Source organism: Enterobacter sp. E1, assembly GCF_016809815.1.
In the GTDB taxonomy this organism is placed as follows: Bacteria; Pseudomonadota; Gammaproteobacteria; order Enterobacterales; family Enterobacteriaceae; genus Enterobacter; species Enterobacter adelaidei.
The window spans coordinates 283,522-296,789 of the sequence record NZ_JAFBJM010000001.1 but is presented as its reverse complement, the minus strand read 5'-3'; the positions used below and the strand labels follow the sequence as shown (position 1 = coordinate 296,789).

General features: G+C 53.9%; 11 protein-coding genes. 8 read left to right on the top strand and 3 right to left on the bottom strand.

Annotated elements, in window-relative coordinates; genetic code table 11:
• Window positions 1–7 precede the first annotated feature (7 nt).
• The 4 genes from JGF26_RS01485 (at window position 8) to flgL (ending at window position 4,742) form a co-directional block, all read left to right on the top strand.
• The gene (locus JGF26_RS01485) at window positions 8–1,105 is read left to right on the top strand and encodes a flagellar basal body P-ring protein FlgI (protein ID WP_028019060.1); all 1,098 of its coding nucleotides are present in this window, start codon (window positions 8–10) and stop codon (window positions 1,103–1,105) included.
• On the top strand, window positions 1,105–2,058 hold the full coding sequence (gene flgJ, locus JGF26_RS01480; RefSeq protein WP_049007893.1) for a flagellar assembly peptidoglycan hydrolase FlgJ: 954 nt from the start codon (window positions 1,105–1,107) through the stop codon (window positions 2,056–2,058). Before JGF26_RS01485 ends, flgJ begins: the two co-directional genes overlap by 1 nt.
• A 75-nt stretch (window positions 2,059–2,133) precedes the next feature.
• Window positions 2,134–3,774 (top strand): flagellar hook-associated protein FlgK, encoded by a 1,641-nt coding sequence (flgK, locus tag JGF26_RS01475; RefSeq protein WP_134707532.1) that lies wholly within the window; start codon window positions 2,134–2,136, stop codon window positions 3,772–3,774.
• A gap of 14 nt (window positions 3,775–3,788) precedes the next feature.
• Entirely contained in the window at window positions 3,789–4,742 is a 954-nt protein-coding gene (flgL, locus tag JGF26_RS01470; protein ID WP_028019057.1) for a flagellar hook-associated protein FlgL, read from the top strand.
• 74 nt (window positions 4,743–4,816) lie between these two features.
• Here flgL and JGF26_RS01465 read toward each other — a convergent pair whose 3' ends face one another.
• Window positions 4,817–6,031: an MFS transporter gene (locus JGF26_RS01465; protein WP_134707533.1), complete on the bottom strand. Its 1,215-nt coding sequence runs from the start codon at window positions 6,029–6,031 to the stop codon at window positions 4,817–4,819.
• A gap of 109 nt (window positions 6,032–6,140) precedes the next feature.
• On the opposite strand from JGF26_RS01465, the gene JGF26_RS01460 reads away from it, so the two are divergent.
• Window positions 6,141–7,076 carry a LysR family transcriptional regulator gene (locus JGF26_RS01460; protein ID WP_203250353.1) on the top strand — a complete coding sequence of 312 codons (936 nt, stop codon included), beginning with the start codon at window positions 6,141–6,143 and terminating at the stop codon, window positions 7,074–7,076.
• Between the two features lie 38 nt (window positions 7,077–7,114).
• On the opposite strand, the gene rne is transcribed toward JGF26_RS01460, so the two are convergent.
• Window positions 7,115–10,228 (bottom strand): ribonuclease E, encoded by a 3,114-nt coding sequence (gene rne / locus JGF26_RS01455; protein ID WP_134707534.1) that lies wholly within the window; start codon window positions 10,226–10,228, stop codon window positions 7,115–7,117.
• 571 nt (window positions 10,229–10,799) lie between these two features.
• Here rne and rluC point away from each other — a divergent pair.
• Entirely contained in the window at window positions 10,800–11,747 is a 948-nt protein-coding gene (gene rluC, locus JGF26_RS01450) for a 23S rRNA pseudouridine(955/2504/2580) synthase RluC (RefSeq protein WP_028019053.1), read from the top strand.
• A gap of 51 nt (window positions 11,748–11,798) precedes the next feature.
• On the opposite strand, the gene JGF26_RS01445 is transcribed toward rluC, so the two are convergent.
• Window positions 11,799–12,383, bottom strand: coding sequence for a nucleoside triphosphate pyrophosphatase (locus tag JGF26_RS01445; protein WP_134707535.1), 585 nt, complete (start codon window positions 12,381–12,383; stop codon window positions 11,799–11,801).
• 140 nt (window positions 12,384–12,523) lie between these two features.
• On the opposite strand from JGF26_RS01445, the gene yceD reads away from it, so the two are divergent.
• A complete protein-coding gene (gene yceD / locus JGF26_RS01440; protein WP_014883375.1) occupies window positions 12,524–13,045 on the top strand; it encodes a 23S rRNA accumulation protein YceD in 522 nt (173 codons plus the stop codon).
• 16 nt (window positions 13,046–13,061) lie between these two features.
• Window positions 13,062–13,235 (top strand): 50S ribosomal protein L32, encoded by a 174-nt coding sequence (gene rpmF / locus JGF26_RS01435; protein ID WP_003857964.1) that lies wholly within the window; start codon window positions 13,062–13,064, stop codon window positions 13,233–13,235.
• Window positions 13,236–13,268: the final 33 nt, after the last annotated feature.

Here is a 13,268-nt window from a genome sequence, read left to right as displayed (position 1 = left end):
GTGACCCATGTTTAAATCGATCTTCGCCGTGGCGCTGGCGCTGGTGGCAACGTTTGCCCAGGCTGACCGTATTCGCGATCTCACCAGCGTTCAGGGCGTACGCGAAAACTCCCTGATTGGCTATGGCCTGGTGGTTGGTCTGGATGGAACCGGTGACCAGACCACCCAGACGCCTTTCACCACTCAGAGTTTAAACAACATGCTTTCCCAGCTCGGTATTACGGTCCCGGCGGGAACCAACATGCAGCTGAAAAACGTGGCCGCCGTTATGGTTACCGCGTCCTACCCGGCGTTTGCGCGTCAGGGACAGACCATTGACGTGGTGGTCTCCTCAATGGGTAACGCCAAAAGCCTGCGCGGCGGTACGCTGCTGATGACTCCGCTGAAAGGCGTTGACAGCCAGGTCTATGCGCTGGCGCAGGGGAACATTCTGGTTGGCGGAGCGGGTGCTTCCGCAGGCGGAAGCAGCGTGCAGGTGAACCAGTTGAACGGCGGACGTATCACTAACGGTGCCATCATTGAGCGTGAGTTGCCGACCCAGTTTGGCGCGGGCAACACCATCAACCTGCAGCTCAATAATGAAGACTTCACCATGGCGCAGCAAATTGCCGATACCATCAACCGCAGCCGCGGTTACGGTAATGCAACGGCACTGGATGCGCGCACCGTGCAGATCCGTACCTCAACGGGTAGCAGCAACCAGGTGCGCATGCTGGCAGATATCCAGAATATGGAAGTGAATGTTCCAGTGCAGGATGCGAAGGTGATCATTAACTCCCGTACGGGCTCGGTGGTGATGAACCGGGAAGTTTCTCTGGACAGTTGTGCCGTGGCGCAGGGTAACCTCTCCGTGACGGTGAACCGCTCCGCGAACGTGAGTCAGCCAAATACGCCATTTGGTGGTGGCCAGACGGTGGTGACACCGCAAACGCAGATTGATCTGCGCCAGAGCGGCGGGTCGTTGCAGAGCGTTCGCTCCAGCGCCAACCTGAACAGCGTGGTGCGTGCTCTGAACGCCCTGGGTGCAACGCCGATGGATCTGATGTCCATCCTGCAATCCATGCAAAGCGCGGGCTGTTTGCGTGCCAAACTGGAAATCATCTAATGCTGACCGATAGCAAACTGTTGACCAGTGCCGCCTGGGACGCCCAGTCGCTCAACGAACTGAAAACCAAAGCAGGTAAAGACCCGGCGGCGAATATCCGCCCGGTTGCCCGCCAGGTGGAAGGGATGTTTGTACAGATGATGTTGAAAAGCATGCGTGAAACCCTGCCGAAAGATGGGATGTTCAGCAGCGATTCAACGCGTCTGTACACCAGCATGTATGACCAGCAGATTGCGCAGCAGATGACTGCCGGTAAAGGTCTCGGTCTGGCTGACATGATTGTGAAACAGACCGAAGCCGCGCAAGGTATTCAGCCGCAAGAGCAGACGCAGCAAGTGCCGATGAAGTTCGACCTGGAAACGGTGACCAGTTATCAGAACCAGGCGCTGACGCAGATGGTGCGTAAGGCGATCCCGAAAACAACGGGGGGCGGTGATGAACCCCTCTCCGGTGACAGCAAAGACTTCCTGGCGCAGCTTTCTCTGCCTGCGCGACTTGCCAGTGAACAGAGCGGTGTTCCACACCACCTGATTCTGGCACAGGCCGCGCTGGAGTCGGGCTGGGGTCAGCGACAGATCCGCAAGGAAAACGGCGAGCCGAGCTTTAACATCTTCGGCGTGAAGGCGACTTCCGGCTGGAAGGGGCCAACCACGGAGATCACGACCACCGAATACGAGAACGGTGCGGCGGTGAAGGTCAAAGCAAAATTCCGCGTTTACAGCTCTTATCTGGAAGCGTTGTCCGATTATGTCGGCCTGCTGAGCCGAAATCCGCGTTATACCGCCGTTACCCAGGCGGCGACGGCGGAGCAGGGGGCTCAGGCTCTGCAAAATGCAGGTTATGCGACCGATCCGAACTATGCGCGTAAGCTCACCAGCATGATCCAGCAGCTGAAATCCATGGGCGAGAAGGTCAGCAAAGCCTATAGCACAGATATTGAAAATCTGTTCTGAAAGTTCTCAAGTCCCGGTGGAGGTTGCCGATAACCTTCATCAGGACTCGTGTCTGAACGTATAAAAGGAACCCCCATGTCCAGTTTGATTAACAGCGCCATGAGTGGCCTCAGTGCTGCGCAGTCGGCACTCAATACCGTCAGTAATAATATTTCAAGCTATAACGTGGCAGGTTACACCCGCCAGACCACGGTGCTGGGCGCGTCTAACAGCACGCTGACCGGCGGTGGCTGGGTGGGTAACGGGGTTTATGTCTCCGGTGTCCAGCGTGAGTATGACGCTTTCATCACCAACCAGTTGCGTGCCGCGCAAACGCAGAGCAGCGGCCTGACGACGCGCTATCAGCAGATGTCAAAAATCGACGATGTGCTGTCCGATACGACCAACTCGCTCTCTACGACGTTGCAGGACTTCTTCAAGAGTCTGCAAACGCTGGTAAGTAACGCGGAAGATCCGGCTGCACGCCAGACGGTGCTGGGAAAAGCGGGCGGTCTGGTCAATCAGTTTAAAACCAACGATCAGTATCTCCGCGATCAGGATTCTCAGGTAAATACTGCAATTTCGACCAGCGTTTCTCAGATCAACAACTACGCCAAACAGATTGCGAATCTGAACGATCAGATTTCCCGTCTGACTGGTGTTGGTGCGGGTGCATCCCCTAACGATCTGCTCGACCAGCGCGATCAGCTCGTCAGTGAGCTGAACAAAATCGTAGGTGTGGAAGTTTCTGTTCAGGATGGTGGCACGTTTAACATCTCTTTCGGCAACGGTTACAGCCTGGTGCAGGGCAGCAAAGCCAACCAGCTGGCGGCCGTTAAGTCCAGCGCAGATCCGGCTCGTACGACCGTGGCTTACGTCGACGACGTTGCGGGTAATATTGAGATCCCGGAAAAAATGATTACGACCGGCTCTTTAGGTGGTTTGCTGACATTCCGTAATGAAGATCTGGATAAAGCCCGTAACACCCTGAACCAAATGGCACTGGCCTTTGCCGATGCAATGAACACGCAGCATGAAGCCGGTTTTGATGCAAACGGTGATGCGGGCGGTAAGCTGTTCGACTTCGGTTCTCCGGCGGTTCTGTCCAATAGCAAGAATGGCGGTTCGGCCGTTGTTACAGCTTCTGTAACGGACAGCAAACAAGTCCAGGCGACAGACTATAAACTGCAATTTAATGGCACCGACTGGACGGTCACCCGTACCTCCGATAAAACCAGCTTTACGATGAGCCCGGATGCAAGCGGCAATCTGTCGTTTGACGGTCTTAACGTCAATGTGAGCGGCACAGCAAACACCAAAGACAGTTTCATTGTGAAGCCTGTTTCCAATGTCATCATGAACATGGATCTGGCAATCAGTGACGAGTCCAAACTGGCGATGGCATCTGTGCAGAACGGCGGTGAGAGTGACAACCGTAACGGTCAAAAACTGCTTGATCTGCAAAACGCCAAAGTGGTGGGTGGAAACAAAACATTCAACGATGCATACGCTTCTCTCGTCAGTACCGTCGGGAGCTCAACGGCGTCACTGAAAGTGAGCAGCCAGACGAAAGCGAATGTGGAAACACAGTTAACTAAGCAGCAGCAGTCCATCTCAGGGGTAAACCTCGACGAAGAGTATGGCAATTTGCAGCGTTATCAGCAGTATTACCTGGCCAATGCGCAGGTTCTACAAACTGCCAGTACGCTCTTCGATGCAATTATCAATATTCGCTAAGGTTGAGGTGAAAAATGCGTATTAGCACCCAGATGATGTACGATCAGAACATGCGGGGGATCACCGACTCTCAAAGCAAGTGGCTGAACTACGGCGAGCAAATGTCCACCGGAAAGCGCGTCAATCGTCCGTCGGACGATCCTATCGCGGCGTCGCAGGCAATTGTTCTGTCTCAGGCTCAGGCCCAGAATAGCCAATTCGATCTTGCGCGTACCTTTGCAACGCAGAAAGTATCACTTGAGGAGAGTGTCCTTTCTCAGGTTACAACGGCCATTCAGAGCGCTCAGGAAAAAGTTGTTTATGCGAGGAACGGGACATTAAGTGACAGCGATCGGGCATCGCTGGCGACGGATCTGCAAGGGATTCGCGATCAGCTTATGAACCTGGCCAACAGCACTGACGGTAATGGACGATATATCTTCGCAGGTTATAAGACGGATAATGTCGCGTTTGACCAAACCAGCGGCGATTATATCGGTGGTACTACCCCGATTAACCAGCAGGTGGATTCTGCGCGAAACATGCAGATCAGCCACACTGGCACAGAGGTTTTCGCCACGTTTACCAGCAATGCAACACCGGAGCCGGGTGGTGGAACGCCGGAAAAGAATTTGTTCAAGATACTGGATAATGCTATCACCTCGTTGAACACACCCGTCGGTGACGATCAAACTAAGGTGGATCAGGAGAATGCAGCTATTGATGCTGCAAACCGGGGGTTGCGTAACTCACTTGATAATGTATTAACCGTGCGGGCCGATTTGGGTACCAAGCTTAACGAACTGGATAAACTGAACACGTTGAGTAATGACCGTTCGCTCTCTCAAACTTCGCAAATGAGCGATCTTGTGGACGTTGACTGGAATGCGGCAATTTCCTCTTACACCATGCAGCAGGCGGCCTTGCAGGCGTCTTATAAAGCGTTTAGCGATATGCAGGGCATGTCTCTGTTCCAGCTGAACAAATAACATCTTGACCTCTTGGAACATGTCTTGAAACTGGGCATGTTTTACTGCCCAATCCGTCAGGATTGGGCATTTTTTTATGCAACTTCTGCTGGTGTGGAGGCGACTCGGGCGCTTTCAACCAGACGGATCCCCAGCGCAATGACGCCACAGACGGTTGCCAGAGCGACCACGCCCGTCCAGCCCGCCAGCGAGTAAATATTACTGCCTATGGCTGAGCCCAGTGCCATGCCGATAAAGATAACGGTAAAGAGCAGAGCATTAAGGCGGCCCCGGGCCTGTGGTTCAAGGCTGTAGACCAGATTCTGATGGGCCACCAGACTGGACTGCAGACCCAGATCGAACCCAACGGCGGAGACGGCAATCAGAATCAGCTGCCCGTGAATTCCCAAAGCAGGCATCAGGAACATCAGGGCAAACGAGACGGTCACAAGTAATGCGCCAAGCTGTGTGACTTTTCCGGCTCCCAGTTTATCTGCCAGCCCACCCGCCAGCGGGGCGGCTAATGCACCTGCTGCACCCGCAATACCAAAACCACCGGCTACGGCACTACCCAGGTGATAACGCTCCAGAAGCATAACCGCCAGCGTGGACCAGAAGGCGCTAAAGGCAATCGAGAGAAAACCCTGTGCCAGCGCTGCACGGCGCAATGCCGGATAACGACGCCACAGATGTTCCATAGAACGCATCAGCGCGGGGTAGCTCAGCGTGGAGTGAATGGCGAAACGGGGAAGTACAATCCACATCATCACCCCGATAAACGCAATGCTCACCGCAGCCAGCTGGTACATGACGCGCCAGCCAAAGGCTTCTCCCACCACGCCGCTAACAGTTCTCGACAACAAGATGCCCATCAGCAGCCCCGTCATTACCGTACCCACGGTTTTACCCAGCTTCCCTTCCGGCGCGAGAATAGCCGCCGCCGGAACGATATCTTGTGCCATGGTGGCGGCCATGCCGATAAGTAAACTTGCCAGCAACAGGGAATGGAGTTGCCCGGTCAGGCTACAGCCCAGCAGGAACAGCGCCAGCGCCGCACTTTTAATCAGGATTAACGTCCTGCGGTCATGACGATCGCCCAGTGGAAGCAGGAACAGAATGCCGAGCGCATAACCTGCCTGAGTTAAGGTTGGTACTAACCCCATGCCTTCAATGCTCAGATGAAGATCGGCCCCCATTAGCGGAAGAAGGGGCTGTGCGTAATAGATGGATGCCACGCTAAAGCCAGCGCCCAGCGCCAGCATGAAAATTACCCAGCGGCTGGCTGCGTGGGGGGAAGTCGTTGTGTTCATAAGATGTTCCTCATTCGTCGTGTGGGGCTATTTTTTATCAGTCTGCCTTGCGAGGGTAGCCAGCCTGGTGGTAAAACGCTTATACGTTAAACGTATGTCAGGGAGGTGTATGAAACGAGTTGAGCGTTTAGACAGAGTGGAATTGATGCGAACGTTTGTTCGTATCGTTGAAACCGGGTCGTTATCAGCAGCGGCAAGGCAGCTTTCAACCACTCAGGCCACGGTTAGCCGACGTTTGCAGTCTCTGGAGACCCTGCTGGGGGCTCGCTTGCTGCTGCGTACAACCCATGCGACCCGACTTACTGACGATGGTGAGCGCTGCTATCAACACGCCCGGCGCGTGATTGACAGCTGGCTGGCACTTGAGGATGAAGTCGGACAGGCTGAAGATGAACCGGTGGGGGTATTACGGGTGCGTGTACCGCACGCTTTCGGGCAGGATCAGTTTCTGAAGCCATTAACCGAATTTTTGCATCGTTATCCGCAGTTGTCCGTTGAGTGGATGTTGCATGACAGGTCGGTAGATTTCCTGAGTGACAACATTGATTGCGCGATCCGAGTAGGGGCTGAGGTCGATCCGGCGACGGTATCAGTGCAACTGGCAGAGGTGCCGCGCTCCGTCGTGGCATCCCCGGTACTGCTGGCGCGTTTTCCGGAGGTCAAAACGCCAGAGGATTTGCAGGCACTTCCCTGGATCGCCATCAGTACCTTTTATCAGCGACATATAGAGTTATTTGACGGCTCGGCACAACCAACGCGTATCGCCATTACGCCGCGTCTCAGTACTGACAGTTTGTACGTGGCGCGCAATACGGTATTAACCGGGCTGGGTGTCGCGATGGTCTCCAGCTGGACGGTGAAAGAGGATATTGAGGAAGGGCGCCTGATTCATCTTCTTCCTGAGTGGCAACCTGCGGCTCTGCCAGTCCATCTGGTTTATCCCTGGTCGCGATACTATCCGGCGCGTTTACGTCGTTTTCTTGAGATGATGAAGCAGGTGATGCCGGACATTGCCGGAATGAGAAAGCCTGTAAACAAGCAATAAAAAAGCCGACCCGGAGGTCGGCTTTTTACTTGATGCCGTTACTCGACAGAGCGCGGGCGAGTCGCCGGTGCAGTCGCCTGATGCGTTGCACTATGACCACCTGCTGAGCCTTTGCCTTCGAAATTGAAAGCAGGGCGTACCCAGTCACTGTGACGCGGGGTTTCAGGCACGTACTCAGGTGCCGGAGCGCGCGTCATAGGAGCTGTCGCCACGTGGGCAGAAGCTGGAGCAGACACAACCGGCTCCGGTTTCACCTCAGGTGCTTTCACTTCTTCGGCTGCACGAACAGGTTCAGCGACAATCTCAACATCCTGAACCACATTTTCAGTGACGGTTTCGGCCACGATTTCAGCGGTATCTTCAACAGCAGCAGGCTGTACTTCTTCCGCGACCTCTTCTGCCACTACGGTATCTTCTTCAGCAATCAGCTGCGGTGCAGCATCAACCGGGGTGGCAATCACTTCCGGATGCGTGGTTTCTACCGTCACGGCATGCGGGTTTTCAACCTCAATAGCTTGCGGTTCAACCACGATGGCTGCTTCAGCTACGGCTTCTTCCACTGCTGCGACTGGCGCAATCAACTCTTCTGTCACCACCTGTTGTTCCACAACCTGCTCCGGACGAGCGACCGGGTAGCGGATCCAGACTTTACCGGATGCCATTTCAGGTGATGCGCATGCCACGGCTAATGGCATTGGTGACTGAGCAGGGTAACGCTCGTCACGATAACGACGGCGACGCTGCCCGCTGACGCGCAGATGGCGTGGAGAACGACGTGAACGGCGAGGCATACCGGCATTATCGCGGTTTTCACCGTTTTCATCCTGCTCAACCGTGTTTTCTACCACAGCAGGCAGATCAACTTTTGCCAGTTGGGTACCGGTTGCGCTCTCGCTTGTTTCAGCGGCGACAATGGCTGGCTCTTCGGTAGCTTCGGTGGCGAAGCGAACTTTCTGAGTAAGCTGGCGCTGCTTGCGACGCGGCATAACCTGAGTCCGTTCTTCCTGCTCACCGTCCTGCTGTTCGACAGGCTCTTCGCGGTTCAGGTTTTTGACTTCCTGCTGCGCCTGACGTTTCTCGTCGTTACGACGACGGTTACGCTCGCGACGTGGCTGCTGGTCGTCACGCTGTTTGCTCTTCTCAGACTCATCGCCCGCCTGCTGGCGAATTTCACGATCTTCAACATTTTGCTGTTGTTTCTCGCGACGGTTGCGACGGTTGTCTTCACGTTGTTCACGGCCTTCATCGTTGTCTGAACGGTTGTCACGACGCTCGCTGCGGTCATTACGGTCGTTGCGGTCATTACGATCGCGGCGATTGTTCTGACGCTTACGACGGTCCTGCTGACGCTCAGGCTTGGTCGCTTTAGGCTCTTCTTTCGGTTGCTCTGGCTGAGCTTCCTCGCCGGCAAACATTTTCTTCAACGCACCAAAGAAGCGGCTCAGAAGACCTGGTTGATCCGGTTGGGTTTTTTCCACTGTGGCTGCTGATTTCTGTGCTGCAGGTTTTGCAGCAGGTTTTTCCAGCGCCGTTTCAGGTGGTGCTTCAGGCATGATAAAGGTGGCTAACGCAGGTTGCTCAGGCAATTTGCGCTCGGCAGGCTCTTCATCGGAAGGCAGAGCCATCTCTTCTTCATGCAGCTTCGGCAGCAGGTAGCTGAGCGTGGTTGTCTCTTCGCCTTTACGGACACGCAGCACATGATAGTGCGGGGTTTCCATCTGATCGTTTGGCACGATAATGCAGCGAACACCACCCTGACGTGCTTCGATGGCACTAACCGCTGCACGTTTTTCGTTCAGCAGGTAGGACGCAATTGGCACAGGCACAATGGCGTGAACCTCTTTGGTGTTCTCTTTCAGCGCTTCTTCTTCGATCAGACGCAGGATAGAGAGGGACAGAGATTCGTTATCACGGACGGTACCGGTGCCGGAGCAGCGCGGGCAGACGTGATGGCTGGATTCACCCAGTGACGGGCTCAGACGCTGACGGGACATCTCCAGCAAACCGAAACGCGAGATATGGCTAATCTGGATGCGCGCACGGTCCTGACGCACCGCTTCACGCAGACGGTTTTCAACCGCGCGCTGGTGACGAACCGGGGTCATGTCGATGAAGTCGATAACAATCAGGCCACCCAGGTCGCGCAGGCGCAACTGGCGGGCGATTTCATCGGCTGCTTCAAGGTTGGTGTTAAAGGCTGTTTCTTCGATATCGCCACCGCGTGTTGCACGTGCGGAGTTGATGTCGATTGCGGTCAGCGCTTCAGTGGTATCGATAACGATAGAACCACCTGATGGCAGGCGCACTTCACGCTGGAAGGCAGACTCAATCTGGGATTCAATCTGATAATGGCTGAACAGCGGGATTTCACCGGTGTACAGTTTAATTTTGCTGGTGAAATCCGGACGACCCAGTGCAGCGATGTGCTGGCGAGCCAGCTCAAGCACTTTCGGGTTATCAATCAGAATTTCGCCGATGTCCTGACGCAGATAGTCACGGAAAGCACGCACGATGACGTTACTTTCCTGGTGGATCAGGAATGGAGCAGGGCGGCTTTCAGCTGCTTTCTGGATAGCTTCCCAGTGCTTCAGGCGGAAGCTTAAGTCCCACTGCAGTGCTTCGGCAGATTTGCCTACGCCTGCGGTACGAACGATAAGTCCCATGCCATCCGGCAGCTCAAGGCTTGCCAGCGCTTCTTTCAGCTCGGTACGGTCGTCGCCTTCGATACGGCGAGAGATACCACCCGCACGCGGGTTGTTTGGCATCAGTACCAGATAGCTTCCTGCCAGACTAATAAAGGTGGTCAGCGCAGCGCCTTTATTGCCACGTTCTTCTTTATCAATCTGAACAATAACTTCCTGACCTTCGCGCAGCACATCTTTGATGTTCGGGCGACCGTGGGAGTTATAGTTAGCAGGGAAGTATTCGCGAGCGATTTCTTTCAGAGGGAGAAAACCGTGACGCTCAGCACCGTAATCGACAAATGCAGCTTCAAGGCTTGGTTCAATGCGGGTGATTTTGCCTTTGTAAATGTTCGCTTTTTTCTGTTCGTGTCCAGGACTTTCGATATCCAGATCGTACAGGCGCTGCCCATCCACAAGGGCGACACGCAACTCTTCTTGCTGAGTTGCGTTGATTAACATTCTTTTCATCGTAACTTACTCGTTATTCTTACATTGACGACAAAGCTGCGGGCAAGGTGACGCTTTCCGGGGTATGAACCGATGGCCTCGTGTCTATTCACGTCGCCAACCTCACGGTTGTCGCTCGCTTAAGAGGCGCAGAGTGTCGGTTGCCTGTGTTTCATACGGAAACACAGCGCAATTATCAGGGGAATTGCCTGGGTAAAACTCTCCAGAGAACAATCCTTATACCGGGAAGTACTGCAACCCGCAGCCCGCTAACTGCCTGAAAGATCAATACGTCTTACGCCATTGCTGCGTGGATGATCGGTCAGACAAAATTGGTCATTCCGTCAGTATCCTTACTTAACCAGGATTTAACACGGAAAACGGTCTCATTATTCCACTGCTCGCCGGGTTATAGCAAGATGACTTTTACCAATTATCACCCGGTTACTCACAGTTTCTCCACTTCAGCGAAGCGATTGGTCTAATATCCACCAAATCGATTGCGCACGAAGAAAGCGTGCCGGATAAAAGTAAATATAAGCATAGAAAAATGAGTGGCGCTAATGCGTGACGATATTTAGAATCGCCAACCATGAAAACAGAGACTCCAGCCGTAAAAATGGTTGCCATCGCCGAAGATGAAGCGGGGCAACGTATCGACAACTTTTTGCGCACTCAACTGAAAGGTGTGCCAAAGAGTATGATCTACCGTATCTTGCGTAAGGGTGAGGTGCGGGTTAATAAAAAGCGCGTGAAACCTGAGTATAAGCTCGAAGCTGGCGATGAAGTGCGTATTCCGCCAGTGCGCGTTGCAGAACGTGAAGAAGAGGTCGTTTCACCTAAGCTACAAAAAGTCGCGGCCCTGAGCGATGTGATCCTTTATGAGGATGACTACATTCTGGTGCTAAATAAACCGTCAGGGACTGCTGTTCATGGTGGTAGCGGTCTGAGCTTCGGCGTGATTGAAGGGCTGCGAGCCCTTCGTCCGGAGGCGCGTTTCCTCGAACTGGTGCACCGCCTTGACCGTGACACGTCCGGCGTACTGCTGGTGGCGAAAAAACGCTCTGCACTGCGTTCTTTACATGAGCAATTGCGTGAAAAAGGGATGCAGAAAGATTATCTGGCGCTGGTTCGCGGTCAGTGGCAGTCCCATGTGAAAGTGGTGCAGGCACCATTGCTGAAAAACATTCTGCAAAGCGGCGAGCGTATTGTCCGCGTGAGCCAGGAAGGGAAACCGTCAGAGACGCGTTTCAAAGTTGAAGAGCGCTACGAGTTTGCCACACTGGTGCGCTGCAGTCCGGTGACCGGTCGTACCCACCAGATCCGCGTGCATACCCAGTTTGCAGGCCATCCTATCGCGTTTGATGATCGCTATGGCGATCGGGAGTTCGATAAGCAGCTGGCGGGCACGGGGCTGTCTCGTCTGTTCCTGCATGCGGCAGCGCTGAAGTTTACTCATCCAAATACGGGCGAAACCATCCGTATTGAAGCACCGCTGGATGACCAGTTAAAGCGCTGTCTGAAGGTTCTGCGCGGCTGATTTTGCCTGGTGCCCTCTCTCTGTGGGGGGCACCAGGACGCAATGGTTTTATCACGACGTCAGCGGATTACACGCTTCTCGCCTTAACATCTGACACAAGGCAATCAGCGGTAACCCAACCAGCGTGTTCGGGTCTCGACCTTCGAGTTTGTCGAACAGCGCAATCCCCAATCCTTCACTTTTAAAGCTCCCCGCACAGTTCAACGGTCGCTCACGACGCACATAATCCACAATCTCTTGCTCGCTGAGATGGCGGAAGTGCACATCGAAAGGCTCGCACTCCGTTTGCAGATGGCCAGAGGCCGAGTTGTACAGCGCCAGGCCCGTATAAAAGGTGACGATATTACCGCGTGCGCTCATCAGCTGCTGAATGGCATTCTCTTCGGTGTGAGGTTTCCCGGTGATAACGCCGTCAAGCACGCAAACCTGATCGGAGCCTATAATCAAATGCGAAGGATAATGTGCGGCGAGCGATTGTGCTTTCTCCTTAGCAAGACGCGTCACCAAATGACGCGGTGATTCGCCAGGCTGTGGCGTCTCATCAACGCCTGGTGCAGCACATTCAAACAGGATCCCGAGCTTTTCCAGCAGCATTCGGCGGTAGGGAGAAGTGGAAGCAAGTACGAGATTTGGCATATTTTTATCACCAGATATAGCGTATCGATGCCAGCCATTTTAAACTACAGGCCGCAATGTGTGCGAATAATTGGCAAAAGGCAGCCCAGGTTGCCTTTTTCTTTGACTATATGACGTTACAAAGTTAATATGCGCGCCCTATGCAAAAGGTAAAATTACCCCTGACTCTTGATCCGGTTCGTACGGCTCAAAAACGCCTCGATTACGAAGGTATCTATACTTCCGATCAGGCCGAGCGTATTGCCGAATCCGTAGTCAGTGTGGACAGTGATGTAGAATGCTCCATGTCGTTCGCTATCGATAACCAGCGTCTCGCCGTTTTAACCGGTGATGCAAAGGTAACGGTAACGCTCGAGTGTCAGCGTTGCGGGAAACCGTTTGTACAGCATGTTCACACAACGTATTGTTTCAGTCCGGTTCGTTCTGACGAACAGGCTGAAGCACTCCCGGAAGCGTATGAGCCGATTGAGGTTAACGAATTCGGTGAAATCGATCTTCTGGCTCTGGTTGAAGATGAAATCATCCTCACCTTGCCAGTGGTTCCGGTGCATGATTCTGAACACTGTGAAGTGTCCGAGGCGGACATGGTCTTTGGGGAACTGCCTGATGAAGCGCAAAAACCAAACCCATTTGCCGTATTAGCCAGCTTAAAGCGTAAGTAATTGAGGAGTAAGGTCCATGGCCGTACAACAGAATAAACCAACCCGTTCCAAACGTGGCATGCGTCGTTCCCATGACGCGCTGACTGCAGTTACCAGCCTGTCTGTAGACAAGACTTCTGGTGAGAAACACCTGCGTCACCACATCACCGCTGACGGTTTCTACCGCGGCCGCAAGGTTATCACTAAGTAATCACGCGCAAGCGTGATGAAGCTTAGTGAGGAT